We start from the raw sequence: 26,013 nt of genomic DNA on the forward strand, positions 1-26,013 counted from the left end.
GCTCGAGGAACATGCGTTGTTGGGGGTCCATGGCCAGCGCCTCGCTGGGGCCGATCCCGAAGAACCCGGGATCGAAGTCGGCGACACCGTCGACGAAACCGCCGGTGCGGGTGTAGGTCTTGTGGCGCGCGTCGGGGTCGGGGTCGAACAATCCGGCCAGATCCCAGCCGCGGTCGGTCGGGAAATCCGACATGACGTCGCGGCCGTCGGCGACCATCTGCCACAGGTCTTCCGGGGTGTCGACCCCGCCGGGGAAACGGCACGACATACCGACGATCGCGATCGGCTCGCCGGACCGCTCCAGCAACGCGCGGTTGGTCCGCTTCAGGCGTTCGACCTGCCCCAGAGCTTTACGCAGCGCCTCGGTCGCATGCTGGAGTTGATCAACCATCACTATCCCTCGCCCTAACCCTCGCCTATTGGTGGCTGTGGCCCGCCGGATGCGGCTGTCGCCAACTCACGGGAGCTGCCGTACGACGCGATGTCATGGTCTTTGCGACCAACGTCGTGCTGCTCTCCGACCCAAGTCCGCTGGTGAGTATGGCCAACTCCGGCAGGATTTCAAAACGTCCGATACTCCCGGCTTCTCGAGGAGGACCGGCATCGACATGTGGAAGGCAGCCGAGTGCATGCGATGGCGCGCGCCGGCCTGCCCGGTGACTGATTCGTCCCGCTGACCCCCGGAAACGAGGACATATTCGGCGCGGCGTCCATGGCGCGACTGTACCCGGCCGGCGGCCGAAGGCGGTTACGCGGGCAATCGGGTGCCCGGGCGACAAAGGACACGGTCAGGCCCCCACCCGGCGCCAGCCGTCGGCGGCCCGGGCGGCCGCGATCAGCGTGTCGCACAGCTCGCGAAGTTCCACCGCCCCGGCACCCTCGTCGAGCGCGGTGACGACGTCCTCGGCCGCACAACGCACCTGATAGACCCGGTCAGCGAGGTCCGCCGCGTCGTCGGCCGACAGGACCACGGCGTCCTCGGGCACGGCGCCGCCCCCGGCACGGCTCAGCGACGCCCGCTGCTCGTAGGCCCGCTGCCGACAGGACTGCCGGCAATACTGGCGACGGCGGCCCATCCCGGCGTCGGCGACGTTCCGGCCGCACCAGCGGCACGGTTGGGGTCGGTCGCGGCGCGTCACGCCTGCGACTTTAGCCCGCTCAACGCTTGTCGAGCCGCTATGCGGGTATCATGAGTGGCTGCGTCGCGCGCATTCCGCGCCGGGCCCGGGGAACTACCCGGGCCGTCGCCACGTTTGCCATGCGAAGAGACGTCCGAAAAGAACTGCCACCACAGAGCCCACGAGAGCTCAGAGGTCCAAAGGAGTAGCACCTATGGCTGATCGAGTCCTGCGGGGTAGTCGCCTCGGCGCCGTCAGCTACGAGACCGACCGTAACCACGATCTGGCGCCGCGTCAGATAGCCCGGTACCGCACCGAGAACGGCGAGGAGTTCGAGGTTCCGTTCGCCGACGACGCCGACATCCCCGGCACCTGGCTGTGCCGCAACGGCATGGAAGGCACCCTGATCGAGGGCGATCTGCCCGAGCCGAAGAAGGTCAAGCCGCCGCGTACCCACTGGGACATGCTGTTGGAGCGCCGCTCCGTCGAAGAACTCGAAGAGCTGCTCAAAGAGCGGCTCGAGCTGATCAGGTCGCGCCGCCGCGGCTGACGCGGCGCGGCGGAGGGATCAGGCTCGGTCGGGAGCGCGTGTCCCGCGGGCGTGCGCCGTGCGACCCTCGATGCCCCACCGCGTGACCTTGATCAGCGCCTCGCGGATGTTGGATCCGCTCATCTTCGAGACGCCGAGTTCGCGTTCGGTGAAGGTGATCGGCACCTCGACGATGACGAACCCATTGCACGCGGTACGCCAGGTCAGGTCGATCTGGAAGCAGTAACCCTTGGATTCCACGCGGTCGAGGTCGATCTTCTCGAGCACCTCGCGGCGGTAGGCCCGGTAACCGGCGGTGATGTCGTGGACGCCGATGCCCAGCGCCACCCGCGAGTAGGTGTTGGCGGTCTTGGACAGGGCCAGGCGCCGCCACGGCCAGTTCCGGACGGTCCCCCCGGCGACGTAGCGCGAGCCGATGGCCAGGTCAGCACCCGCGTCGACGGCATCCAGCAAACGGTGCAGCTGTTCGGGCGCATGGCTGCCGTCCGCGTCCATCTCCACCAGCACCGAGTAGTCCCGGCTCAGACCCCAGCCGAAACCCGCCAGATACGCGGCGCCCAGGCCGTCCTTGGCGGTGCGGTGCAGCACGAACGTGCGGCCGGGATCGGCGGCGGCCAGCTCGTCGGCGAGTTGGCCGGTGCCGTCGGGGCTGCTGTCGTCGACGATGAGCAGGTGCACTCCCGGGCACGCCTTCTTCAACCGGTCGTGGATCAACGGCAGGTTCTCCCGCTCGTTGAAGGTCGGGATGATCACCAGCGTGCGCTGGCTTGGACGGTTGCCCGGGGCCTGCGGCGCCGGCTGGGCGGTGGTCATTTAGCTCCTCTGTGTCACCCGAAGTAACGCGGTTGTCGGCCGCTCCGGTGGAGCGGAGTGTAGTCACCGCCCTCGTCGGGCGGGACCTGGTCGCCGCCGTCGTCGGGCGGGGGGTCCTGCGAATCCGAACCGCCCTCGTCAGGCGGTGCGTCGTCGTCCGGGTCGCCCGTTCTGGACCTGAGCCGAATCGGACGCGGGAACCACCCATTGTGCCGTATCCCGGCCAGGATGACCGCCCCGGCCACCGCGACCAGAACCCATTGCAGCGTCGGGCCCCATCTGGTTGCTGGCGTCAGCCGGGTCTTGAGCCGCACCTGCATGTCGAGATAGGCGGGTTCGAAGAACTCCGTGCGCACCAGCTCGCCGCCGTCCGGCGCGATCACGGCGCTGACGCCGGTGGTGCCGGCCACCACGACGAACCGGTCGTGCTCCACGGCCCGAACCTTGGCGAACGCGAGTTGCTGCTCGCTCATCGTCTTGTTGAAGGTGGCGTTGTTGCTGGGCACGGCCAGCAGCTGGGCGCCGTGCAGCACCGCCTCACGCGGCTCGCGGTCGAAGATCACCTCCCAGCAGGTCGCCACCCCCACGGGCACCCCACCGATGTGCACAACCCCGCTGCTTCGGCCCGGAACCATGTGGCCGGCCAGGCCGGCGTACCCGGAGAGGTGCCTGAACAGCCACGGCATCGGCAGGTACTCGCCGAACGGTTGCACGATCTCCTTGTCGTGGCGGTCGGCCGGACCGGTGACGGGGTTCCAGACGATCACGGTGTTGGTGTATTCGGGGTCGTCTGCCGGGCGGCCCGGGATGCCGAGCACGGTGCCGACGAGGATCGGCGCGTGGATGGCCGTGGCGGCTTTCGCGATCTGTTGGGCGGCGTCGGCGTTGACCAACGGGTCGATGTCCGACGAATCCTCCGGCCAGATCACGAACTGGGGTTGCGGAGCTGCCCCTGACCGCACGTCCTCGGCCAGCCGCAGCGTTTCCCGGACGTGGTTGTCCAGCACCGCGCGCCGTTGCTCGTTGAAACCGAGACCCAGCCGCGGCACGTTGCCCTGCACCGCCGCGACGGTGACCGGCGGTTCCCCGCCCGCGCCGGTCCCGGCGTGCCGCACCTGGGGCCAGACCGCGACCGCGGCCAACAACGCCACGCAGATGCACACGCCCGGCAACACGACGGCGGGCGGCCGGTCGACTTCGTGGTCGGTGCGTGCTTGCGCTCGGCCGCCCCGCGGCCACCACGCGACGATCTCCCGCGTGATCGCCGTGGCGCTGAACCCCACCAGCACGATCGCCGTCGACAGCAGCGCCACACCGCCGAGATGGGCCAGCGGCAGGAACGGCCCGTCGGATTGGCCGAACGCAACCGACCCCCACGGGAAGCCCCCGAACGGATAGTTCGCCTTCAACCACTCCTGGGCCGCCCACAGCACGGCGAACCAGATCGGCCAGCCGGGCAGCCGGCGCACCACGACGGCGAACAACCCGAACAGGCCCGGGAACAACGCGCACGTCGCCGCCAGCACCAGCCAGGGCATGGCGCCCACCAGAGCGCTGATCCACGGCAGCAGCGGCAGGTAGAGCGCCAGCCCGAACAGAAAGCCGTAGCCCAGGCCACCGACCGGTGTCGTGGCGCGGTGCGTGAGCACCCAGGCCAGTAGCGCGGCGGCGATGATGGCGGCCCACCACCAGTTCAGGGGCGGAAAGCTCGCGCACAGCAACAAACCGCCCGCGACGGCCAGCAGCAACCGAGGCAGCCTAGGCAGCATCGCGGCCCGGACCGCGGGCAGCCGGGCCGCCACCGCGGCACCCAGCCCCAGCGCGGCCCGGTGCGTCGCGGCACCCAGGCGTGCGGCCAGGGCCGGACCGGCGGGGACGGGCTGGGGCCCGTGTTCCCCCGCCGGCGCTTCCGCGGGCTCCGGCGGCGCGTCGGCGGCGGACTCGTCGTCGGCCGCGACGGTCTCGTCGGCAGCCGCGGGGCGCGCGTCGCGGGCGAACCAGCCCCTAACCATGGATGACAGCGCCCCGATGCACGGTTTGCCGGCAGCGTGGCACGGGGTCGCCGGCGCCGAGTCGGGGCAACGCCGGAACCCGGGAGCGCGGGTCGGTGGACCAGCGCTGCACACCGTCGGGCGCCGCCCGGGTGTCCAGGGGCCCGGCGTCCCACACGGCGTATGACGCCGGCGCGCCGGGCACCAGGGTCCCCGCCCTGGCGTCGAGCGCCCCGCTCGCGCGCCAGCCGCCGCGGGTCGCGGCGGCGAATGCGGCCCGGGGCGAGATTGCGCTTCCCGCGGTGCGATGGTTGACCGCGGCGCGGACGCTCACCCACGGGTCCAAGCCCGTGACCGGGGCATCGGAACCGAGGGCGAGGGGCACGCCTTGGGATGCTAACAGCGCGAACGGGTTGAGCCGGCTGCCCCGCTCGGCGCCGAGCCGCTGCGCGTACATGCCGGTGGGCCCGCCCCACAGCGCGTCGAAATTGGGCTGCACGCTGGCGATGACGCCCCAGGCGCCCAGTTTGGCGGCCTGCTCGGCGGTGACCATCTCGAGGTGCTCGAGCCGGTGCCCGCATCGGGCGACCGCGGCCATGCCCAGGTCGGCGACCACCGCCTCGAACGCCGCGACGACGGCCGTGACCGCGGCATCGCCGATGACGTGGAAGCCGGCCGTGACCTGCGCCTGCGTGCATGCCCGCACGTGCGCTTCGACGGCGTCGGGGTCCAGGTGGCAGCTGCCGACGCGGTCGGGCGCGTCGGTGTAGGGCTCGTGCAACCAGGCGGTGCGCGACCCCAGCGCCCCGTCCACGAACAGATCGCCGGCCAGCCCGCGAGCGCCCGTCTCATCCAGCAGCGCTCGGGCCCGAGCCGGGGTGGTGACCGCCTCGCCCCAGTAGCCGATCACCTCCACTCCCGGGACGCCCTGGACGTTGCGGTCCGGCGCGCACAGCCGCAGCCAGTCGTCGAGGCCCCCGATCTCGGGACCGGCGCATTCGTGCACGGCGACGATCCCGGACGCGGCGACGGCCCGCAGCGCGGCCGCCCGCGCCTCGGCCAGCTGCGTATCGGTGAGCAGGCCCCGGGCGACGGCCCGAACCAGGTGATGCGCGTCGCCGGTCAGTGGCCGCTCGGGGGCGAAACCGGCGGCGGCGGCCAGGCCGGGAACCAGCCGCCGCAGCGCGGTCGAGGCGAGGGCGGAGTGGACGTCGACGCGGGCCAGGTAGGCGGGCCGGTCGCCGAGCACGCCGTCGAGGTCGACGGTGCCGGGGGCATCGTTGTCCGGCCACGCCGATTCGTCCCAGCCGTGCCCCCACACCGGCAGGCCGGGATGGGCGGCCGCATGGTCGCCGATCATCTTCAGGCAGTGCGCACGCGAGGTGGCCGCCCGCAGGTCCAGGCCGCTGAGCGCCAGGCCGATCGCGCTGAGGTGAACATGGCTGTCCACGAACGCCGGCGCGACGAACCCGCCGTCGAGATTTTCCACGGTGGCGTCGGGGAACTGCTCGCGGCCGACGGCGTCGCTGCCCAGCCAGACGACGACGCCCCCGCGCACCGCCATGGCGGTGGCATCCGGGTGGGTCGGGCTGTGCACCCGGCCGTTGACCAGCAGCTTGGTCACAGGCCAAACCTAGTCAAACCTGGGCGTGGCGGTGCCGGGGCGATCAGTAGGGGCTTCGCGCGGTACGTTCCCGGGGCCCACCGGCAATCGGGGCGTTCGGCAACGTGGGGGGCTCGCCCTCGGTCACGTCGATGACCTCGCCGTCGATGTAGTCGATGTAGTCGCGTTCGCCGCCCGGTTCGCCCTGCCGTACACCGGCCGCGAAAGTGGTGATCAGCGGCACCCGCCGCTGCAGGCCGCGCATCGTCACCGCGGCCAGTCCCGAACCGGCGGCGGCCCGGATGGGCGGCACCAGCAGCAGGATCCCCAACGCGGTGGTGACCAACCCGGGCACGACAACCAGACCGGTGGCCACCGTCACCAGGGCTCCGTCGCCCAACGCACGCCGCGGATTCCTGAGGCCCGATCGCAGCTGGCCCACGTGGTGGACGAGTTGCGATCCCGCCATCGGCACCATCAGGGCCCACCCGAGCACGAAGCTGGCCAGCAGCGCCAACACGGTCCAACCGAACCCGATCGTCGACACCAGCGCGATGATCACCGCGAGTTCGACACCGGCATATATCAGCAACAACCGCCACAGCATATGACGCCAACGCCTGCGGGCCGGGCCGGAGTTCCCTGGTGGCGAACGACGCGGCTGCAGTTAGATGACGCTATGACAACGATCGAGATCAACACCCCCGACGGACCGATCGACGCGCTGCTGAGCCTGCCGCCGGGGCAGGGCCCCTGGCCGGGGGTGGTGGTGGTCCACGACGCGTTCGGCTACAACCCCGACAAGGAGGCGACCAACGACCGGATCGCCCGGGCGGGATACGTGGCGATCACGCCGAACCTGTACGCCCGGGGCGGCCGCGCCCGCTGCATCACCCGGGTCATACGGGAGGTGCTGACCCAGCGGGGCCGCTCCCTCGACGACCTGCTGGCCGCCCGCGACCACCTGCAGGCCATGCCGGAGTGCACCGGACAGGTCGGTATCGCGGGCTTCTGCATGGGCGGCCAGTTCGCGCTGGTGATGGCGTCCAGCGGCTTCGGCGCCTCGGCACCGTTCTACGGCACTCCGCTGCCGCGCCACCTCGGCGAGACGCTGGACGGCGCTTGCCCGATCGTGGCCAGCTTCGGCGCCCGCGACCCGCTCGGCGTCGGCGCGCCGGCGCGGCTGCGCGAAATGACCGACGCCAAGGGGGTGACCGCCGACATCAAGGTCTATCCGCACGCCGGGCACAGCTTCGCCAACAAGCTGCCGGCCCAGCCGCTGCTGCGCATCACCGGCTTCGGCTACGACGAAGCGGCGACCGAGGACGCGTGGAGCCGGGTGTTCTCGTTCTTCCGCCGGCACCTCACGGCGTCGTAGGCCTAGCCGGGACTTCCGGCGGGCCTGATCTCGAGGCCGACGTTGTTCTGCATCCCGCCGCGCAGCTTGCTGAACAGGTTGAAGACCTTGCCGACGATGCCGTACCGCCTGCCGATCGCGTCGTAGACGGCGCCCGTGTGCGACTTGTCGAGGACGGCCGCGCTGCCTTCGACGGCCTCGCTTTTCGGGTTGCCGCGCATGTCGCAAGCGGCCAGCGTGACCCGCGGGGTGTTGCGGATCCGCTTGACCTTCCACGACTTCTCCTGCGTGATCACCAGCAGCCGGTCCCTCTCCTTGTTGTCAAGGGCCGCCCAGACGGGCGTGGGCTTGGGCCGGCCATCCCTGGTGAACGTGGTCAGCAGGACGTATTGCGACTTGGCGAGGTCGGCAAAGGTGGGTGTCACGGTGTTCAACCTACCGCCGCGGCGACTCGAACGTGACCTGCAGCCACGGTGGGGCCCGAGCGTGACCGCAGTGTCACGTTCGGGCGCCAGAGGGGGCTCAGCCCTCGAGGTCGCCCTCGGTTTCCAGCAGCGCCTGGCGCAGACCGTCGAGCGTTTCCGGTTGGGGGTCGGCCCACATGCCGCGCCCGGCGGCCTCGAGCAGCCGCTCGGCCATGCCGTGTAACGCCCACGGGTTGGACTCCGCCATGAACTTACGGTTCTCCTGATCCAGCACGTAACGCTCGGCGAGCTGTTCGTACATCCAGTCGGCCATCACCGCAGCGGTGGCGTCGTAGCCGAACAGGTAGTCGACGGTCGCGGCCATCTCGAACGCGCCCTTGTATCCATGGCGGCGCATCGCCGCCATCCAGCGGGGGTTGACGACGCGGGCGCGGAACACGCGCGTGGTCTCCTCCAAGAGCGTGCGAGTGCGGATCGCGTCGGGCCTGGTGTTGTCGCCGATGTAGGCGGCCGGTGCCTGCCCGGTCAGCGCCCGCACCGTGGCCACCATGCCGCCGTGGTACTGGAAGTAGTCGTCGGAGTCGGCGATGTCGTGCTCGCGGGTGTCGGTGTTCTTCGCGGCCACCGCGATCCGACGGTACTGCCGGTTCATGTCGTCGACCGCCTCCCGGCCGTCCAGGTTGCGCCCGTAGGCGAACCCGCCCCAGGCCGTGTAGACCTGCGCGAGGTCGGCGTCGTCACGCCAGTTGCGGCTGTCGATCAGCTGCAGCAGCCCGGCACCGTAGGTACCCGGCTTGGAACCGAAAATTCTTGTGGTCGAGCGCCTCTGGTCGCCGTGCTGGGCCAGGTCGGCCTGGGCGTGGGCCCGCACGTAGTTGTCGGCGGCGGGCTCGTCGAGATCGGCGACCAGCCGCACCGCGTCGTCGAGCATCGTGACCACGTGCGGGAACGCGTCCCGGAAGAACCCCGAGATGCGCACGGTCACGTCGATGCGCGGGCGGCCCAGCTCCGCCGGCGGGATCGGCGTCAGGCCGACGACCCGCCGCGACGCGTCGTCCCACACCGGCCGGACACCCAGCAGCGCAAGCACTTCCGCGATGTCGTCGCCCGAGGTGCGCATCGCCGAGGTGCCCCACACCGACAGCCCGACGGACCGCGGCCACCGGCCGTGCTCGTCGCGGTACCGGGCGAGCAGCGAATCTGCAAGCGCCACACCGGCTTCCCACGCCAGCCGGGACGGCACCGCCTTGGGGTCCACCGAGTAGAAGTTGCGCCCGGTTGGCAGCACGTTGACCAGGCCGCGCAGCGGCGAGCCCGATGGCCCGGCCGGGACGAAGTGGCCGTCCAGGGCCCGCAGTACCTGCTCGATCTCGGCGGCGCTGCCCGCGAGACGGGGCACGACCTCGGTGGCCGCGAACCGCAGCACCGCCGCGGCGTCGGGGTTGTCGGTGAGCCGGTCGACGGCATCGGCGTCCCAACCGGTGGCCTGCAGCGCCGCGACCAGTTCCCGGGCGGCGGCCTCGGCGCCGTCGACCGAGGATCGATCGTCGGTGCCGTCCTCGGCCAACCCGAGCGCCTGGCGCAGGCCGGGCAGTGTGTGCTCGCCGCCGAATAGCTGCCGGGCCCGCAGGATCGCCAGCACCAGGTCGAGTTCGGTTTCCCCGGAAGGCTTTTGGCCCAGGATGTGCAGGCCGTCGCGGATCTGGACGTCCTTGATCTCACACAGCCAGCCGTCGACGTGCAGCAGCATGTCATCGAACGAGTCCTCCGCCGGGCGCTCGGACAGCCCGAGATCGTGGTCCATCTTCGCGGCCCGGATCAGCGTCCAGATCTGCTGGCGGATGGCGGGCAGCTTGGCGGGATCCAGCGCCGCCACGTTGGCGTGCTCGTCGAGCAACTGCTCCAGGCGCGCGATGTCGCCGTAGGTTTCGGCGCGCGCCATGGGCGGGATCAGGTGGTCGACGAGCACCGCGTGCGCCCGCCGCTTGGCCTGGGTGCCCTCGCCGGGGTCGTTGACCAGGAAGGGGTAGATCAACGGCAGGTTGCCCAGCGCGGCGTCGGGCCCGCAGGCGGCCGACATGCCCAACGTCTTGCCCGGCAGCCATTCCAGGTTGCCGTGTTTGCCCAGATGCACCACCGCGTGCGCCCCGAAACCCGCGTCCAGCCAGTGGTAGGCGGCCAGGTAGTGGTGGCTGGGCGGCAGGTCTGGGTCGTGGTAGATCGCGACGGGGTTCTCGCCGAAGCCGCGCGGCGGCTGCACCAGCAGCACCAGGTTACCGGATCGCATTGCGGCGATCACGATCTCACCGTCGGGGTCGTTGGTGCGGTCCACGAACAGCTCGCCGGGCGGCGGACCCCAGTGCGCCTGCACGGCCTCGGTCAGCTCGGCTGGCAATGTGGCGAACCACGCACGATATTCTCTGGCCGGCAACCGAATCGGGTTGCCTGCCAGCTGCCCGTCGGTGAGCCAGTCGGGGTCCTGGCCGCCGCGTTCGATCAGCGCGTGGATCAGCGCGTCGCCGTCGCCGTTCTCCACACCGGGCAGCTCGCCCACCCGGTAGCCGTGCTCGCGCATCGCCGCCAGCAGAGCGACCGCGCTGGCCGGGGTGTCCAGGCCGACCGCGTTGCCGATGCGGGCGTGCTTGGTGGGGTACGCCGAGAACACCAGAGCCACCCGCTTGTCGGCGGGCGCGACGTGCCGCAGCCGCGCGTGCCGGATCGCCAGTCCCGCCACCCGCGCGCAGCGTTCCGGGTCGGCCGCATACGAGATCAGACCGTCGTCGTCGAATTCCTTGAACGAGAAAGGAACCGTGATGATGCGCCCGTCGAACTCGGGCACCGCCACCTGGGTGGCCACGTCGAGGGGGCTCAGACCATCGTCATTGTCCAGCCACTGCCTGCGCGGGCTGGTGAGGCAAAGCCCCTGCAGGATCGGGATGTCCAGGGCCGCCAGGTGTTCGACGTTCCAGCTGTCGTCGTCCCCGCCGGCGGACACCGCCGCGGGTTTCAGTCCCCCGGCCGCGAGCACGGTGACCACCATGGCGTCGGCCTCGCGAAGCCGTTGCAGCAGATCGGGTTCGGCGGTGCGCAGCGACGCGCAGTAGAGCGGAAGGGGCCGGCCGCCGGCGTCCTCGATCGCCCGGCACAGCGCCTCGACGTAGGCGGTGTTCCCGGCCAACTGCTGGGCGCGGTAGTAGAGCACCGCGATCGTCGGGCCTTCGGCGCGCTCAGCGGCACCCGCGCGGGCGAGCTCGCCCCAGGTGGGGGTCGCCATCGGCTCGGCGAACCCGTAGCCCGTCATCAGGACGGTGTCCGACAAGAAGGCGTGCAACTGACGCAGGTTTTCCACGCCGCCGTGGGCCAGATAGATGTGGGCCTGCACCGCGATCCCGGCGGCGACCGTCGACAGGCCGGTCAGCTCCGCGTCGGCGGCCTGCTCACCGCTGACCAGGACGGCCGGGACGCCGCTCGCGATCACCGCGTCGATGCCGCTCTGCCAGGCGCGGTAGCCGCCCAGGATCCGCACCACCACGACCGCGGCGTTCTCCAGCAGGGAGGCCAGCTCGTCTTCGGAGAGCCGCGACGGGTTGGCCCACCGGTAGTTCTTGCCGCTGGAGCGGGCACCGATCAGGTCGGTGTCGGAGGTCGACAGCAGCAAAATGGTCGGGTCAGCCACCCATCATTCGTACCGCATCGGCCCACCGCATCGGCCCACCGCATCGGAAGGCGCGGATTCCCGGCCCGATTCACGCCAGCAGGACACCGCGCGCGACCAGCACCTCGCGTATCTCCTCGAAGATCGACTGGCGCTGCTCGTAGCCCCGAACGACGGCGACCCAGTCGTCGCCGCTCTTGACCGCGAACTCGGCGGCCGCGGTCAGCGCCGCGTAGTACGCCGCCCCGACATCGTCGGACCACATCACCCAGGCCGCCTCGTCGGTTTGGCACAGCGCGCCGATCGACGCGAAGAACGTGTCGAGCGCACCGTTCTCCCGATCCGGGTTCAGGAAGTACAACAGGTAGGGCAATTCCGAGTACACCCTGTGCAGGAAGCCGGTGATCGCCGGGTTCATGTATGGGTGGCGCTCCTCCAACTTGTCGGTGTCCGCGAATTTCAGCGCGATCGATCCGCGCCAGGCGCGGGCCACCGCCGGGTTCGCAGACACGTCGGCCAGGGTCTTGTGCATCACCGCGGTGTCTTGCGACCGCCAGTCGTCGGCCGGGATCTCGATCTGTCGCAGGCTCATGCCCCGGCCCGCCGTTGCCGCTCGTGCTCAGCACCGATTACCGGGTCTGCCCAAAAGGTGTCTGTACGCACCACGCCCCCAAAATTCACCACGCGACGCATGCCAGGCCATCATATTCCCCCGAGACCGTAGCGCCCGCGACCACGATCTCCGTCGTACCGTAGGGCATGCCTCGAACCCGCGACACCGACGCCTGTCCGGGTGCGTTGCAGGTGCATCAGGCCGCCGACGGCGCGCTGGTGCGGGTGCGACTGCCCGGCGGCATGATCACCGCCGACCAGTTGGCAGCGCTGACCGCCGTCGCGGGCGGGCTGGGCTCGGGAACCCTGGAACTGACCGTGCGGGGCAACGTTCAGGTGCGCGGGATCACCGACGTGACGGCGGCCGCCGCGGCGATCGCCGGGGCCGGGCTGCTGCCGTCGGCGACCCACGAGCGGGTTCGCAACATCGTCGCCTCGCCACTGTCCGGCCGCGCCGGCGGGCGAGCCGACGTGCGGGGATGGGTCGGTGACCTGGATGCGGCGATCCGCGCCGAGCCGCGGCTGGCCGAACTGGGCGGCCGATTCTGGTTCAGTGTCGACGACGGCCGCGCCGACGTGTCCGGTCTGGGCGCCGACGTCGGGGCCCAGGTGCTCGACGACGGTGTGGCGCTGCTGCTGGCCGGGCGGGACACCGGCGTGCGACCTGACGCCGACGGCGTCATCGAGGCGCTCGTCGCCGTCGCCCTGCGGTTTCTGGAAGTGCGCGGAAAGGCTTGGCGGGTCAACGAATTGGCCGACGTGCGCGTGCTGCTGCCCGCTGCCGACCCGCGCGGCCCCACGTTTCCCGTCCGCACCGGCCCCCCGGTGGGGTGGATAGGCCAGGACGACGGCCGCGTCACGCTGGGCGCCGCGGTCCCGCTCGGCGTGCTGCCCGCACGCGTCGCGGAGTACTTGGTCGCCGTCCAGGCGCCACTGGTCGTCACACCGTGGCGCTCGGTGCTGATCTGCGACCTCGACGAAGCCGTCGCCGACGCCGCGGTGCGGGTGCTGGCGCCCGTGGGCCTGGTCTTCGACGAGAACTCCCCCTGGCTGACGGTCAGCGCCTGCACCGGCAGACCCGGGTGCGCGCACTCGGTGGCCGATGTGCGGGCCGACGCCGCGCGGTCGCTGGACCCCGACTCCACGGTGCACCGTCACTTCGTCGGCTGCGAGCGGGCGTGCGGCAGCCCGCTGGCCGGCGAGGTGCTGGTCGCCACCGGGGACGGATACCGGCTGGAGCGCTCCGCGGCGGGTCGCCGCCGCGACGAGCCTTAGGGTGATCGGGTGCTCGACTACATCCGCGACGCGGCCGAAATCTATCGGCAGTCGTTCGCGACCATCCGCGCCGAGGCCGACCTGGGCCGGTTCCCCGCCGACGTCGCGCAGGTCGTGGTCCGGTTGATCCACACCTGCGGCCAGGTCGATGTCGCGGGTCACGTCGCCTTCACCGACGACGTCGTGGCGCGGGCCCGCGCCGCCCTGCGCGCCGGTGCGCCGGTGCTGTGCGATTCGTCGATGGTGGCCGCCGGCATCACCGCCGCGCGGTTGCCCGCCGGCAACGAAGTGGTGTCACTGGTGGCCGATCCGCGCGCGGCCGAACTGGCCGCCCGACAGCGCACCACCCGCTCGGCGGCCGGCGTGGAATTGTGGGCCGACCGGATGGGCGGCGCGGTCCTGGCGATCGGCAACGCGCCCACCGCCCTGTTCCGCCTGCTGGAGCTGATCGACGAGGGGGTCGCCGCGCCGGTCGCGGTGCTGGGCGGCCCGGTCGGATTCGTCGGGTCGGCACAATCCAAGCAGGAGCTCATCGACCGTCCGCGCGGCATGTCCTATCTGGTCGTGCGGGGCCGACGCGGCGGCAGCGCCATGGCCGCCGCCGCGGTCAACGCGATCGCGAGCGAGAGCGAATGACCGCCCCCAGAGGCACCACGCGAAGCGCCCCCAGAGGCACCCTGTGGGGCGTCGGGCTGGGACCCGGTGACCCGGAGCTGGTGACCGTCAAGGCCGCCCGGGTGATCGGCGACGCGGACGTGGTGGCCTATCACAGCGCCCGGCACGGTCACAGCATCGCGAGGGCAATCGCCGAGCCGTACCTGCGGCCCGGTCAGATCGAGGAGCACCTGATCTACCCGGTGACCACCCAGTCCACCGACCATCCCGGCGGCTACGCCGGGGCGCTGGAAGACTTCTACGCCGAGGCCACCCGCCGGATCGCGGCACACCTGGACGCCGGACGCAACGTGGCGCTGCTCGCCGAGGGCGACCCGCTGTTCTACAGCTCCTACATGCACCTGCACACCCGCCTGACGGAGCGCTTCGACGCGGTCATCGTGCCCGGGGTCACCTCGGTGAGCGCCGCCTCGGCGGCCATCGCCACACCACTGGTAGCCGGTGACGAGGTGCTGTCGGTGCTGCCGGGCACCCTGCCGGCCGCCGAACTGACCCGCCGGTTGGCCGACGCCGACGCCGCCGTGATCCTCAAACTGGGCAGGTCGTATTCCAATGTGCGGGAAGCGCTTTCGGCCGCCGGCAAGCTCGACGACGCATTCTACGTGGAGCGGGCCAGCACCCGCGGTGAACGCGTCCTGCCCGCCGCGGACGTCGACGCGAACAGCGTGCCCTACTTCTCGCTGGCCATGCTGCCGGGCGGGCGGCGGGACCGCGGCCCGGCAACCGGCGCGGTGGCGGTGGTGGGACTCGGGCCCGGCGACACCGACTGGATGACGCCGCAGACCCGGCGGGAACTCGCGGCCGCGACCGATCTGATCGGTTACGCAGGCTACCTGGACCGCGTGCCCGCCCGCGACGGTCAGCGCCGACATCCCAGCGACAACACCGACGAACCCGCGCGGGCGCGGCTGGCGTGCTCGCTGGCCGAGCAGGGACATGCGGTCGCGGTGGTGTCCTCGGGCGACCCGGGCGTGTTCGCGATGGCCACCGCCGTACTCGAAGAGGCCAAGCAGTGGCCGGGCGTTCAGGTGCGGGTCATTCCGGCGATGACCGCCGCCCAGGCCGTGGCCAGCCGGGTAGGCGCTCCGCTCGGTCACGACTACGCTGTGATCTCGCTGTCCGACCGGCTCAAACCGTGGGACGTCATCGCCGCCCGGCTGACCGCCGCCGCCTCCGCGGATCTGGTGCTGGCCGTGTACAACCCGGCGTCCAAATCGCGGACCTGGCAGGTCGGGGCGATGCGCGACATCCTGCTGGCTCATCGCGAACCGGGCACACCGGTGGTGATCGGCCGCGACGTCTCCGGGCCCGAGGAAACCGTCCGGGTCGTGCGGCTGGCCGACCTCGACCCCGCCGACGTCGACATGCGCTGCCTGCTGATCGTCGGGTCCTCCCAAACGCAGTGGCACTCAGTCGATTCGGGTGACCGGGTGTTCACTCCACGGCGCTACCCGTTCTGATCGCGCTCGGCCCCGTTCAGGGTCGGACGACCGGGATATCACCCCCGACGAAAATTGCCCGGTAGGCCGCGCGGCGAGCGAAGGTGTTGATGGCACGAAGCTACGGCTGTGGACCGGAAGAGATGCGCTGCGCACCTGTGTCAATGCGCGTGGCCCAGCCCCGGCCCCTCGCCGCCGCTGTGCGTCATGTCGCCAGAGAATTGGCTGCCGTCCTTCTGGGTGTCCGCCGCGGCGTTGCCCTCCGGGCGCCGGGACCTGACTGTCGTCGCGTCCGCGGGCTCACCCAACAGCAGCGAGCGGACCAGGCGACGCGGCCCGAACGGCCGCAGCATCTCGCTGGCCGGGCGGGGCCGCACCTTCAGCGGCCACCAGAACCAGCGGCCGAGCAGCGCGGCGATCGACGGCGTCATCAGCGACCGCACGATCAGGGTGTCGAACAACAGGCCCAGCCCGATCGTGCTGCCGGCCTGGCCGATCGAGCGCAGGTCGCTGGCGACCATCGACATCATGGTGAAGGCGAACACCAGGCCCGCCGAGGTGACGACCCCCCCGGTCTCGCCCATCGAGCGGATGATGCCGGTTTTCAGGCCGGCGCCGATCTCCTCCTGGAACCGCGACACCAGCAACAGGTTGTAGTCCGAACCGACGGCCAACAGGATGATCAACCCGAACACCGGTGCGATCCAGTTCAGGTCCAGGCCGAGCAGGTGCTGCCACACCAGCACCGAGAGCCCGAAGGCCGCGCCCAGCGACAGCAGCACCGTGCCGACGATCACCAGGGACGCCACCAGGGCCCGCGTGATGATCACCATCACGACGAAAATCAATGTGATCGCGGCAATCCCGACGATCAACAGGTCGAAATTGGCGCCCGACTGGATGTCGCGGTAGATGGCTGCCGTTCCGGCCAGGTAGAACCTGCTGTCGGTCAGAGTCGTCCCCTTCACCGCATGGTGGGCGGCCTCGAGTTCCGGCTTGACCGCGGCGATGCCCGCCGGGGTCGCCGGGTCCTTCTCGTGGGTGATGATGAACCGCGCTGCCTTCCCGTCGGGCGACAGGAAGAGTTTCAGGCCGCGCTGAAAGTCAGGGTTCTGGAACGCCTCTGGCGGCAGATAGAAGTAGTCCCCACTCCGGGACGCGTCGAACGCCTGGCCCATCGCGCTCGCGGTGTCGGTCATCTGCGACATCTGCGTGACCAGGCCGGAGAAGCTGCTGTGGATGGTGAGCAGGCTGCCCCGCATCGACTTCGCGACGGCGATGATCGGCGGGAACTGGGCCACCATCTGGGGCATGATCGCGTCGATGTTGTTGACGTCCTTGATCAGCGTGCTCATGTTCTGGCTGAACTTGTCGACGCCATCGATCGCCTCGAACACCGAGCGGGTCGCCCAGCAGACCGGGATGTTGTAGCAGTGCTGCTCCCAGTACAGGTAGCCGCGCAACGGCCGCGCGAAGTCGTCGAAGTCCGCCAGGTGGTCCCGCATCTCGTCCAGCGTCGTCTGCATGTCATGCATGTCGCCGACCATGCGATGGGTCGAGTTGCTCATCCGCGCCATCAGCGCCTGCATGCGCTCCATCGACCCGATCATGGCGCCGAGATCGTCGCTCATCTTGAGCATGTCACCCATCCGGTCCTTCATGAACTGAAGGTTCTCCTGGATCGGGATCGACTGGGCGCTGATCTGAAACGGTATGGACGTGTGCTCGATCGGGCCGCCCAGCGGCCGGGTGATGCTTTGCACCATGGCGATTCCCGGCGAACGGAAGACGTCTTTGGCAACCCGGTCCAGGATGATCATGTCGCCGGTGTTCCGCATGTCGTGATCGCTCTCGATCATGAGGATGTCGGGATTCATCGTGGCCGCGCTGAAATGGCGCTCGGCGGCCTCATAGCCGACGTTCGAAGGCAGGTCTTTCGGGATGTAATAGCGGTCGTTGTAGCTGATCTTCATCGTCGGCATGATGAGGATGCCCACGATCGCGATGGCCAGCGAGGCCGCGAACACCGGGCCGGGCCAGCGCACTGTCGCGGTGCCGATGCGCCGCCAGCCGTGGACTTTGACGGCGCGTTTCGGGTCCAGCAGGCCGAACCGGCTGGCCACGGCGACAACGGCCGGTGCCGCGGTGAGCGCGCCTGCGACCACGACCAGCAGCCCCAGCGCCGAGGGGATGCCCAGCGCCTTGAAGTACGACAGCCGCGCCAGGTGGAGGCAGAAGGTTGCGCCGGCGATCGTCAGCCCGGATCCCAAAATGATGTGGAAGGTGCCGCGGAACATGCTGTAGTAGGCCGCTTCCCGGTCCAGACCGGCCTGACGCGCTTCCTGGTATCGGCCGATGAGGAAGATCGCGTAGTCGGTTCCCGCCGCGATCGCCAACGAGGACAGCATGGCGACGACGAACGTCGAGAACCCCAGCAGGTCGTAGTTGCCGAGTATCGCGACAAGGCCCCTGGCCGTGCCCATCTCGAAACCGACCATGACCAGGACGAGCAGCACCGTGCTGATGGAACGGTAGGCGATGAACAGCATGATCATGATGACCACGCCCGTCACGCCCATCATCACGAACATGCTCTTGTCGGCGGCTTCGTTCATGTCCGTCGTCAGTGCCGCCGGGCCGGTGAGGTAGACCTTGAGTCCCTGGGGCGGCGATGAGTGGTCGATGGTCTCCCGGACCGCTTTGACGGACTCGTTGCCCAGCGTGCTGCCCTGGTCGCCGGCCAGGTTGAGTTGAACGTAGGCGGCTTTACCGTCCCGGCTCTCCACACCGGCGGCGGTGAGCGGATCTCCCCATACGTTCTGGACGTGCTGCACGTGCTTGTGGTCGGCCTGCAGCTTCTTCACCAGGCCGTCGTAGTAGCGGTGTGCGTCCGGGCCGAGTTTGTGATCGCTCTCCAGGACGATCATCGCGATGCTGTCGGAGTCGGACTCGTGGAACGTCGCGCCGATGCGCTTGGCGGCGATCATCGCCGGCGCATCCCCGGGCGACATCGTGACCGCGTGATTTCTGGCGACCGACTCGATCGGCGGCACGAGCAGGTTGACGGCCGCGGTCAGCAGCAACCACCCAATGATGATCGGGACCGCGAAGTTGCGGACGAAGCGCATGAATTTCGGGCGCGTTTCGGTGTCTGTGTTCATCCGGCTTTCACCAAGCAAGAGGTTTGGGCGTGGTGGCCGTCCGCCGACCGCTCGTCTTTGACCTCGCCGTTGACAGTGATGCGGCACCCGATGGTGTCGCTGTTACCTTGTGCCACCAGGTTGGCGATCACCGCCGGCACCGTGGTGCTGATCGTGTAGGTCCAGGGCAGGCTGGTGAAGTTCGCCTGCTCCGGCTGGGCGCTCATGTCCAGGTAGCTCACGCTCCCGACCGTGTCAGCGGGCCCGTAGACCTCGTATGTCACCCGCTTGACGTGGGATGGTTTGAGCGGTTCGGCGCTGCTGCCGGTGGCCGTGAAGATTTCGTCGGAGCCGAACACGCCGCGAAGATTGATAACCGCGACAGCACCCAGGGCGACTGCCACCGCGACGACGAGAGGTACCCAAGCCTTCTTGAGAAAGGCCAACATCGGGGGTTCCTTTCGCTCGCGGTCTGGTTAAACCGGGTTTGCTCATCGGCAGTTTCACCCCTGCGCCATTGCAGCTGATAGGGCCATTCGACCCTGTGGGCAGTGGTCTTCAGCCATCTGACGTGCGGTTTGTTGCCTGGTTACGCGCCCGCAGCACAATTTATACCATACCCCCCACCGTATTCCGGGCCGCCGCCTCGCGAACCCCGCGCGCGCATCCGGCGCACCTTCAGGTCACCCGTTCCAACAGTATTAAACAGCTTGTCAGCAGGCCGGATTCGGCAGATGCCCACCCCAGCTGCCGGGCAGCATCGGCACGACCGGGCTCTCGGTCATGCCGTCGCCGGACAGTGTCATCAATCCGGCAGCCGGCGGGACATCGGATTCCGCTGCGGCCCCGGCAGATCCGAGCGGCCCCGCACCCGGCCCGGACGCCGTGGCCGGTACCGACGGTGCGGAGTCGCTCGCCTCCATGAACTCGTAGCGGTGCGCGTGATCCTCGACGGACGCCGCGAGACCGCGGCGCGCCCGCGCCCGCCCGTTGACCACGGCCGAGGACGCGGGGGCGGCCGCGACGTCCGGCGCCGACTCGGCGACCCCACGACGCGCTCGGCCGCCGGCGGCGGCACGCGCCGACAGCCTCCCCGACAGGCCCACGGCGTACACGGCGTCAGGCATGACCGCGCCGGGCCCGTCGGGGGCCGTTGGACCGAACCCCGTCCCCGGCCCGCCATCGACCGGTGCCCCGACGGGCGTCGCCGCCGTGCCAGGCATGCCCGGGCTCGGAGCCGCCGCCGCTCCGCCGGGCCCGGCGGCGAGACCGCCCGGCAGCGCGGCAGCCGCTGCCCCCGCCGCCGGCGCGGCCAGGGGAATCGACAGCGGAAGCGCGATGCCTGCCGCGGCCGCGGCGGCGGCCGCCACGGCAGCACCCTCCGCAGCCGAAACGACGGCGGCCAGCGCCGGAGCCAGCGATACGGCCAGTTGGATCGCCTGCTGGCCCAAGGGCCAGAAGATCATCAACGTGTGGAACATCGCCCAGCCCAGCGCGCCGGCCAGGGTCGGGGTCATGCCGGGGAGCTGCAGCAGCGCGGAGCTGAGCCCGTTGACGAAGGGCGCCGCGGGTATGGGCCAGCCGCCCGGGTTCAGCTCCTTGGAGACCGGCCAGGCGAATTTCGAGGTGTACTGCTTGATCGCGGCTGCCAGCTGGTCCTGCCAGGACTGGGCGGCAGCGGCGCTCGGTGCGGCCGCCGTGGCCGTGGCGACGATCTGCGGCGCGGGCGCGGTCGCGGGCACCGCGGCCAGCGCCGCTTCGGCGACCAGCTGGTAGGTCGCCATCGTCTCGGCGGCTTGCAGCCACATGCGTGTGTAGTCGGCCTCGTTGACGGCGAGCGGAATCGCGTTGATGCCGAAGAAGTTCGTGGCCAGCAACGCCGCGTGGGCCGCGTGGTTTGCTGCGAGTTCGGCTGGCGTGGGCATGGCGGCGAGCGCGACGCCGTAGGCGTTGGCGGCCGTCTTGTGCAGTGCGGCCGCGGCTTCGCTCTTGGCCGCGCTCTCGAGCAGCCAGTCCAGGTACGGAACGTGGGCTGCCAGATACCGTTCCGCGCCGGGGCCGTCCCACGCGTGTCGCACCGCACCGAGAAGCGCGCCGAGTTCATCGGCGGCCGCGGCATATTCGGTGCTCATCGACGACCATGCCCCCGCCGCGGATTGCAACGGCCCAGCGCCCGGGCCGCTGTTTAGCAAGGCCGAGTGCACCTCCGGGGGCAGGGCCAGCCAGACGGGGGCGATCATCGGGGCCGGACTTCGGAACCGAACAGCGACACGGGGACCCCTTGTTTGCCGGCGATGCTTGTCTTCACTGGTCGGTTGGCCGGCGACTTTGGTTCCCGTCGGTTCTCCGAGGTCGCACGACCGTGGCTGGGCCGCGATCGGCGTCGGCCTGCGCCAGGTGGCGTTCGCGGCCGGGCAGATCAGCGGCATCGAAAGCGGCGCTTGGCCGGCGATCAGCCGAGCCCGGTCACCCATTCAGCGGCCTCATCGATGGTTCCGACGGCGCGCACGCCCGCCGGCAGCGCCGGCCGCGCCACCATCACGACAGCGACATCCAGCGCGGCGGCGGCATCCAGCTTCGCCCGGGTCATGTCCCCGCCGCTGTTCTTCGTCACCAACGCGTCGATGCGGTGATCGCGCAACAGGGCGAGCTCGTCGTCATAGCGATACGGACCGCGGGAAAGGACCAGGCGATGACGGCGCGGCAGCACGGCCCCGTCCGGGGTGGTCACCGCGCGGATCAGAAACCACGCGTCGCTGCCGGCGAATGCCCCGACGCCCGACCTGCCCGTGGTGAGAAAGACCCGCGAATAGCTCTGCGCGGCGACGACTTCGGCCGCTTCGGTGTCGGACGCGACGACGATGGCCGCACCCGGGTCCCAGGCGGGGCGGGCCAACACCAGGTGTGGCACGCCTACTTGGCGGCACACCTGGGCGGCGTGGGCGGTCATCGTAGCCGCGAACGGGTGGGTGGCGTCGACGACGGCGTCGATGCCCTCGTCGTGCAGCCAGCGCCGCAGCCCGTCGACGCCGCCGAATCCGCCGATGCGCACCGGCCCGACCGGCAGGGCCGGGTCGGGCACACGACCGGCCAGCGAGCTAACGATGTCGACCCGTGGATGCAGGGCCCGGGCCAGTGCCCGCGCCTCGGCGGTGCCGCCGAGCAGCAATACCCGCATCAGTGCCTGGTTCCCCGGGTCCGCCCGCTCGAGTACAGGTAGCTGTCGGTGAACCCCTGCGCGGCCAGCACGTCACCGACGACGATGACGGCGGTCCGGGTGACACCGGCGTCGTGCATCTGCCCGGCGATGTCGGCGAGCGTGCCGCGCAGCACGCTCTCCTTCGGCCAGCTTGCGAAAGCCACCACCGCAGCCGGCGTTTCGGGGCGGTAGCCGCCCGCGAGCAGCTGCGGGACGATGGCATCGATCTGGGCGGCGGCCAGGTGCAGGACCAGGGTGGCGCCGGACCGGGCGAGCGCGGTCAGGTCCTCCCCGGGCGGCATGGGGGTCGACAGCGTGGCGACCCGGGTCAGCGTCACGGTCTGCGCCACCCCGGGAACGGTCAGCTCTCGCTTCAGCACGGCAGCGGCCGCGGCGAAAGCCGGAACGCCGGGCACGATCTCGTAGCCGATGCCCACGGCGTCGAGCCGACGGCACTGCTCGGCCACGGCGCTGTAGAGCGACGGATCGCCGGAGTGCAGCCGCGCCACGTCGTGACCGGCGGCGTCCGCGTCGGCCAGCTCCGCGACGATCTGTTCGAGCGTGAGCGGTCCGGTGTCAACGACTTTCGCATCGGGGGGGCACAGCGCCAACAGGTCGTCGGGCATGATCGATCCGGCGTAGAGGCATGTCCCGCATCGCTGCAGGATTCGCTGCCCGCGCACGGTGATCAGGTCCGCGGCGCCGGGACCCGCGCCGATGAAGTAGACCGTCACCGCGTCACCGACCACTGGGTGACCGGGTACTGCGGGCGCCAGCCGGTGAACTCGCCCAGCGGCTCGCCCTGGTAGTGCTGGAAACGTCGCAGCAGTCCACCGAATCGCGAATGCGCGTGGATCAGCGCGGCTTCCGATTCGGCGGTGACCACGTTGGCGACCAAGCGCCCGCCCCGGGGCAAGTTGTCGAAGCATGCGTCGAGCAGACCCGGTTGGGTCAGCCCGCCGCCGACGAAGATCGCCGACGGGGTTTCGGCCCCGTCGAACGCCCGTGGCGCGTCGCCGCGCACGTCGATGGTCACGCCCGAGGCGACGGCGTTGAATTTGACGTTCTCGCGGCGTTTCCCGTCGCGCTCGAACGCGACCGCGCTGCAGCCCGGCCAGCTGCGGCACCACTCGACACCGATGCTGCCCGATCCCGCGCCGACGTCCCACAACCGCTCCCCCGGCCGCGGCGCCAGCGCCGCCAGGGTCACCGCACGCATCGCGTGTTTGGTGATCTGGCCGTCATGCACGAACGCGTCGTCGGGCAGCGGCGAGATGCGTTCGTCGGGCAGGTAGTGGATGGCGATCACGTGGAGATCGTCGATATCCGGCGGGGCGTTGTGGGCCCACTGCCCCGCGGTGCCGTCGCGGCGGCGTTCGCCCGGGCCGCCGAGTTGTTCGAGGGTGGTCATCGAGGAATCGCCGCGGCCGTGGGCGTGCAGCAGTCCCGCCAGCGTTGCGGGCGTGGTGTGGTCGCGCGAGAGCACGATCGCCCGGCCGCCGCGGCGCACCGCGGTGTCGGGCCGCGCGGTGACCAGGCTGATCACCTCGGTGTCGTGGACGTTCCAGCCCATCCGGGCGCAGGCGAGCGCGACCGACGAGACGTGCGGCAGGACGGTGACTTCGCCTGCTCCGAACATGCGGACGAGGGTGCCGCCGACGCCGTGCATCAGCGGGTCGCCGCTGGCCACGACGTGGACGTCGAGGCCGGCCTCGACGGGCAGCTGCCGCAGGGCGGGCAGCATCGGCGACGGCCACTCCCGACGCTCGGCGGTGACGGTGGCGTCGAGCAGGGCGAGTTGCCTCTTTGCGCCGTAAATTACGGTGGCTCTTGCCAATTCGGAGCGTGACACCGACGACAGGCCCGCCATGCCGTCGGCGCCGATGCCGACCACGACGATCATAAGCGCCGCTCAGCATATTCGGCGGTGCGGATCATCGGGGCATCCTGCGCCACACGAACTGCGGCAACAACCGCATCGCGAAGAACACCGGCCGCAGCGCCCACGGGATCCACACGGTGCGCCGCCCCTTTGCCAGCGCGCGCGCGGTGGCCTCGGCCACCTGCTGCGGGGTGCTGGACAGCGGCGCTGGCGACATGCCCTGCGTCATGCGCCCGATCACGAACCCCGGGCGGACGATCAGCAGGCTGACGCCGCTGCCGTGCAGCGCGTCGGACAGGCCGCTGGCGAAGCCGTCCAGACCCGCCTTGGCCGAGCCGTACACGTAGTTGGCGCGGCGCACCCGGATCCCGGCCACCGAGGAGAACACAACCAGCGCGCCCTTGCCGGCTTGACGCATCGCCGTCGCCAAGTGGGTCAGCATGCTGACCTGCGCGACGTAGTCGGTGTGCACGACGGCGGTGGCGTGGGCGGCGTCGACTTCGGCGCGGGCCTGGTCGCCAAGGATGCCGAAGGCCAGCACGGCGGTCGCGATGGGGCCGTGCTCGTCGACGACCGCAGCGACGAACGGGCCGTGCGAGGCCAGGTCGTCGGCGTCGAACTCTTCGGTGTGCACCGCAGCCGCGCCGGCGGCTTTCAGCGTGGTGACCTGCTCGTCGAGCCGGTCGGCGTGGCGGGCGGCGAGCACCACCGTCGCGCCGGGAGCCAGGCGGCGGGCGAGTTCGACGCCGATCTCGCTACGGCCGCCCAGGATCAGTATCGGGCCTGCGCCCGTGTCATCCACGGCTGCGATTATCACCTGCGCTAGCGTGGGCGGTGATGGCGAACACCACGACCCGGCTCACCGACGACGCGCTGGCATTTCTGTCGGAACGTCATCTGGCCATGCTGACCACGCTGCGCAACGACGGTTCACCGCACGTCGTGGCGGTGGGATTCACCTTCGATCCCAAGACTCACATCGCACGGGTCATCACCTCCGGCGGGTCGCAGAAGGCGGTCAACGCCGACCGCGCCGGCGTCGCCGTGCTCAGCCAGGTCGACGGTGCGCGATGGCTGTCGCTGGAAGGCCGGTCCAAGGTCAACAGCGACGCCGACGCCGTGCGCGACGCCGAGCTGCGCTACGCCCAGCGCTACCGCACCCCCAAGCCCAACCCGCGACGGGTCGTCATCGAGGTGCAGGTGGAGCGGGTGCTGGGGTCCTCGACGCTGCTCGACCGGGGCGAGGGATAGTCTGGCCTGCTCGGGCCGAGTTGCCCGAGGCAAAGCCGTCGGCGCCCCGACTCCTCGCGTTTAGCGATCTCCCCTCCGAGGGTCATACTCGGTACCCGAAATGTCATCCCAAAACTTTGGCGAGATCTCTGTTGGCCGATCTTCGTCGGCAACGGCGTCTACTTTCTCCTGAAACTCATCAAAAAGTTGTCGTGCGCGCGCCAGCTTTTCCGCAGACGGCGGAGTAGCGCCTGCCTCTTCCCGGGCCATAAAGACCTTCCCCGCGATCTCCCTCACCTTAGACCTCCCGTGGTGTCATTTCGTTCATGGTTATTCTAGTCTTCCATCAATTCGATGATAGTTCGGCCAGTTAGGGAATCCACCCTATTATCGATCACCAAGAATCTGGTGTGCGAACGAAATAGCACTTCCTGTTCCGCCGGGAACACTGAAACTGCAGAAACGCCGCGACCGGCAAAGATACGATTCTGAACTCGACATTCCCTGCAAATGCTGGCGACTGAGCCACGACTGGATCCTTTGTCGTGCTCATGAATCCTTTTTCGATGATGTATTCGCCTGGTCGATATTCAGCAAGAACTTCGGGAGAGATTAGTACCACGGACCACTGGCCCCTCATATGCGGGGAGCTTTCCCAATGCATTATTTAGCGCTTCAATGCGAGCGGATTGAGACGCGTCCAAAGCATCGCTCCTCAACGCCTCGTTCATGTCTATGTAGCCTGAGCCAGTGTAGTCGGCAAATGCCGAAAGATCATCCGAGGTCAACTCGTCAATAGCCAGCGATGGGACGCCGCCTTCAGTCGCACCGCCATGGTTTCCGTGCCCGTCGCCGGGCCTCTGAGGCAGGGTGCCGGAAAAGTTGATGCGTAGTGCTGTGACCTTGGCTGTTATCGCCGCGTGACCGGCGTGGCGTATGTGGCGGGTGTGACCAACGGGTTTGGATGCAGGTTGCGAATCCATCCATCCGAACCCGAGGTCACACCCGCGTGCCATCTTCTCCTACGCCGCCTGCCGATGCGAATCCGA

20 protein-coding genes and 1 pseudogene are annotated in these 26,013 nt (G+C 70.0%); 6 read left to right on the forward strand and 15 right to left on the reverse strand.

Annotated features, from left to right (window positions below; genetic code table 11):
- Together AC2VOR_RS03695 and AC2VOR_RS03700 are read right to left on the reverse strand one after the other, a co-directional pair.
- Nucleotides 1-391 (reverse strand): beta-ketoacyl synthase N-terminal-like domain-containing protein (locus AC2VOR_RS03695; protein ID WP_486963217.1); only part of this gene is annotated, 391 nt, incomplete at its 3' end.
- Nucleotides 392-788: 397 nt separating this feature from the next.
- On the reverse strand, nt 789-1,139 hold the full coding sequence (locus AC2VOR_RS03700) for a hypothetical protein (RefSeq protein ID WP_486963218.1): 351 nt from the start codon (nt 1,137-1,139) through the stop codon (nt 789-791).
- A gap of 193 nt (nt 1,140-1,332) precedes the next feature.
- Between AC2VOR_RS03700 and rbpA the strand changes: the two genes are divergently transcribed.
- Entirely contained in the window at nt 1,333-1,668 is a 336-nt protein-coding gene (gene rbpA, locus AC2VOR_RS03705; RefSeq protein WP_067015244.1) for an RNA polymerase-binding protein RbpA, read from the forward strand.
- 18 nt (nt 1,669-1,686) lie between these two features.
- Here rbpA and lnt read toward each other — a convergent pair.
- From lnt to AC2VOR_RS03720, 3 genes and pseudogenes are all read right to left on the reverse strand, one after another.
- Nucleotides 1,687-4,301, reverse strand: a pseudogene (lnt, locus tag AC2VOR_RS03710) (apolipoprotein N-acyltransferase).
- Between the two features lie 184 nt (nt 4,302-4,485).
- The gene (locus AC2VOR_RS03715; RefSeq protein ID WP_369741605.1) at nt 4,486-6,036 is read right to left on the reverse strand and encodes an amidohydrolase; all 1,551 of its coding nucleotides are present in this window, start codon (nt 6,034-6,036) and stop codon (nt 4,486-4,488) included.
- Between the two features lie 103 nt (nt 6,037-6,139).
- Nucleotides 6,140-6,682, reverse strand: coding sequence for an FxsA family protein (locus tag AC2VOR_RS03720; RefSeq protein ID WP_369738762.1), 543 nt, complete (start codon nt 6,680-6,682; stop codon nt 6,140-6,142).
- A 72-nt stretch (nt 6,683-6,754) separates the two neighbouring features.
- Here AC2VOR_RS03720 and AC2VOR_RS03725 point away from each other — a divergent pair, with 72 nt between their 5' ends.
- Nucleotides 6,755-7,453, forward strand: a complete 699-nt coding sequence (locus tag AC2VOR_RS03725) for a dienelactone hydrolase family protein (RefSeq protein WP_369738763.1) — start codon at nt 6,755-6,757, stop codon at nt 7,451-7,453.
- Nucleotides 7,454-7,455: 2 nt separating this feature from the next.
- Here the strand turns inward: AC2VOR_RS03725 and AC2VOR_RS03730 are convergent, their stop codons facing one another.
- The 3 genes from AC2VOR_RS03730 to AC2VOR_RS03740 all read right to left on the reverse strand — a co-directional run bounded on the left by AC2VOR_RS03730 (nt 7,456) and on the right by AC2VOR_RS03740 (nt 12,104).
- Nucleotides 7,456-7,857, reverse strand: coding sequence for a PPOX class F420-dependent oxidoreductase (locus AC2VOR_RS03730; RefSeq protein WP_369738764.1), 402 nt, complete (start codon nt 7,855-7,857; stop codon nt 7,456-7,458).
- A 97-nt stretch (nt 7,858-7,954) separates the two neighbouring features.
- Entirely contained in the window at nt 7,955-11,533 is a 3,579-nt protein-coding gene (gene cobN / locus AC2VOR_RS03735; protein ID WP_369738765.1) for a cobaltochelatase subunit CobN, read from the reverse strand.
- A 70-nt stretch (nt 11,534-11,603) separates the two neighbouring features.
- Nucleotides 11,604-12,104 carry a hypothetical protein gene (locus tag AC2VOR_RS03740; RefSeq protein WP_369738766.1) on the reverse strand — a complete coding sequence of 167 codons (501 nt, stop codon included), beginning with the start codon at nt 12,102-12,104 and terminating at the stop codon, nt 11,604-11,606.
- A gap of 167 nt (nt 12,105-12,271) precedes the next feature.
- On the opposite strand from AC2VOR_RS03740, the gene cobG reads away from it, so the two are divergent.
- Genes cobG through AC2VOR_RS03755 form a run of 3 tightly spaced genes read left to right on the forward strand, consistent with a single transcriptional unit; the run spans nt 12,272 to nt 15,534 of the window.
- Nucleotides 12,272-13,399 carry a precorrin-3B synthase gene (gene cobG / locus AC2VOR_RS03745; protein ID WP_369738767.1) on the forward strand — a complete coding sequence of 376 codons (1,128 nt, stop codon included), beginning with the start codon at nt 12,272-12,274 and terminating at the stop codon, nt 13,397-13,399.
- Nucleotides 13,400-13,408: 9 nt separating this feature from the next.
- Nucleotides 13,409-14,035: a precorrin-8X methylmutase gene (locus tag AC2VOR_RS03750; RefSeq protein ID WP_369738768.1), complete on the forward strand. Its 627-nt coding sequence runs from the start codon at nt 13,409-13,411 to the stop codon at nt 14,033-14,035.
- Nucleotides 14,032-15,534 carry a precorrin-2 C(20)-methyltransferase gene (locus tag AC2VOR_RS03755; protein WP_486963219.1) on the forward strand — a complete coding sequence of 501 codons (1,503 nt, stop codon included), beginning with the start codon at nt 14,032-14,034 and terminating at the stop codon, nt 15,532-15,534. The genes AC2VOR_RS03750 and AC2VOR_RS03755 overlap by 4 nt, the downstream gene beginning before the upstream one ends.
- A gap of 140 nt (nt 15,535-15,674) precedes the next feature.
- On the opposite strand, the gene AC2VOR_RS03760 is transcribed toward AC2VOR_RS03755, so the two are convergent.
- From AC2VOR_RS03760 to dprE2, 7 genes are all read right to left on the reverse strand, one after another.
- Nucleotides 15,675-18,674 carry an MMPL/RND family transporter gene (locus tag AC2VOR_RS03760; RefSeq protein WP_369738770.1) on the reverse strand — a complete coding sequence of 1,000 codons (3,000 nt, stop codon included), beginning with the start codon at nt 18,672-18,674 and terminating at the stop codon, nt 15,675-15,677.
- The gene (locus AC2VOR_RS03765) at nt 18,671-19,102 is read right to left on the reverse strand and encodes an MmpS family transport accessory protein (protein ID WP_369738771.1); all 432 of its coding nucleotides are present in this window, start codon (nt 19,100-19,102) and stop codon (nt 18,671-18,673) included. The genes AC2VOR_RS03760 and AC2VOR_RS03765 overlap by 4 nt, the downstream gene beginning before the upstream one ends.
- Nucleotides 19,103-19,366: 264 nt before the next feature.
- Nucleotides 19,367-20,893 (reverse strand): PPE domain-containing protein, encoded by a 1,527-nt coding sequence (locus AC2VOR_RS03770; RefSeq protein WP_486963220.1) that lies wholly within the window; start codon nt 20,891-20,893, stop codon nt 19,367-19,369.
- Nucleotides 20,894-21,105: 212 nt separating this feature from the next.
- Complete coding sequence (locus AC2VOR_RS03775; protein WP_369741606.1) at nt 21,106-21,834, reverse strand: cobalt-precorrin-6A reductase; 729 nt, start codon at nt 21,832-21,834, stop codon at nt 21,106-21,108.
- Nucleotides 21,831-22,586, reverse strand: coding sequence for a precorrin-4 C(11)-methyltransferase (gene cobM / locus AC2VOR_RS03780; protein ID WP_369741607.1), 756 nt, complete (start codon nt 22,584-22,586; stop codon nt 21,831-21,833). The genes AC2VOR_RS03775 and cobM overlap by 4 nt, the downstream gene beginning before the upstream one ends.
- Nucleotides 22,583-23,755 carry a precorrin-6y C5,15-methyltransferase (decarboxylating) subunit CbiE gene (gene cbiE / locus AC2VOR_RS03785; protein ID WP_369738773.1) on the reverse strand — a complete coding sequence of 391 codons (1,173 nt, stop codon included), beginning with the start codon at nt 23,753-23,755 and terminating at the stop codon, nt 22,583-22,585. Before cbiE ends, cobM begins: the two co-directional genes overlap by 4 nt.
- A 31-nt stretch (nt 23,756-23,786) precedes the next feature.
- Nucleotides 23,787-24,536 (reverse strand): decaprenylphospho-beta-D-erythro-pentofuranosid-2-ulose 2-reductase, encoded by a 750-nt coding sequence (gene dprE2 / locus AC2VOR_RS03790; RefSeq protein ID WP_369738774.1) that lies wholly within the window; start codon nt 24,534-24,536, stop codon nt 23,787-23,789.
- 35 nt (nt 24,537-24,571) lie between these two features.
- On the opposite strand from dprE2, the gene AC2VOR_RS03795 reads away from it, so the two are divergent.
- Nucleotides 24,572-24,985, forward strand: a complete 414-nt coding sequence (locus AC2VOR_RS03795; RefSeq protein WP_369738775.1) for a F420-dependent biliverdin reductase — start codon at nt 24,572-24,574, stop codon at nt 24,983-24,985.
- The last annotated feature ends 1,028 nt before the right edge of the window (nt 24,986-26,013 follow it).

The organism is Mycobacterium sp. TH-M103 (assembly GCF_057473785.1).

What these genes read in the sequence shown, in the direction of transcription:
- rbpA (WP_067015244.1), top strand. Translation starts at nt 1,333, where the DNA reads ATGGCTGATCGAGTCCTGCGGGGTAGTCGCCTCGGCGCCGTCAGCTAC.
- cobG (WP_369738767.1), top strand. Translation starts at nt 12,272, where the DNA reads ATGCCTCGAACCCGCGACACCGACGCCTGTCCGGGTGCGTTGCAGGTG.
- AC2VOR_RS03795 (WP_369738775.1), top strand. Translation starts at nt 24,572, where the DNA reads ATGGCGAACACCACGACCCGGCTCACCGACGACGCGCTGGCATTTCTG.
- AC2VOR_RS03760 (WP_369738770.1), bottom strand. Translation starts at nt 18,674, where the DNA reads ATGAACACAGACACCGAAACGCGCCCGAAATTCATGCGCTTCGTCCGC.
- AC2VOR_RS03720 (WP_369738762.1), bottom strand. Translation starts at nt 6,682, where the DNA reads ATGCTGTGGCGGTTGTTGCTGATATATGCCGGTGTCGAACTCGCGGTG.
- AC2VOR_RS03755 (WP_486963219.1), top strand. Translation starts at nt 14,032, where the DNA reads ATGACCGCCCCCAGAGGCACCACGCGAAGCGCCCCCAGAGGCACCCTG.
- AC2VOR_RS03740 (WP_369738766.1), bottom strand. Translation starts at nt 12,104, where the DNA reads ATGAGCCTGCGACAGATCGAGATCCCGGCCGACGACTGGCGGTCGCAA.
- AC2VOR_RS03765 (WP_369738771.1), bottom strand. Translation starts at nt 19,102, where the DNA reads ATGTTGGCCTTTCTCAAGAAGGCTTGGGTACCTCTCGTCGTCGCGGTG.
- AC2VOR_RS03715 (WP_369741605.1), bottom strand. Translation starts at nt 6,036, where the DNA reads ATGGCGGTGCGCGGGGGCGTCGTCGTCTGGCTGGGCAGCGACGCCGTC.
- cbiE (WP_369738773.1), bottom strand. Translation starts at nt 23,755, where the DNA reads ATGATCGTCGTGGTCGGCATCGGCGCCGACGGCATGGCGGGCCTGTCG.
- AC2VOR_RS03770 (WP_486963220.1), bottom strand. Translation starts at nt 20,893, where the DNA reads ATGATCGCCCCCGTCTGGCTGGCCCTGCCCCCGGAGGTGCACTCGGCC.
- AC2VOR_RS03725 (WP_369738763.1), top strand. Translation starts at nt 6,755, where the DNA reads ATGACAACGATCGAGATCAACACCCCCGACGGACCGATCGACGCGCTG.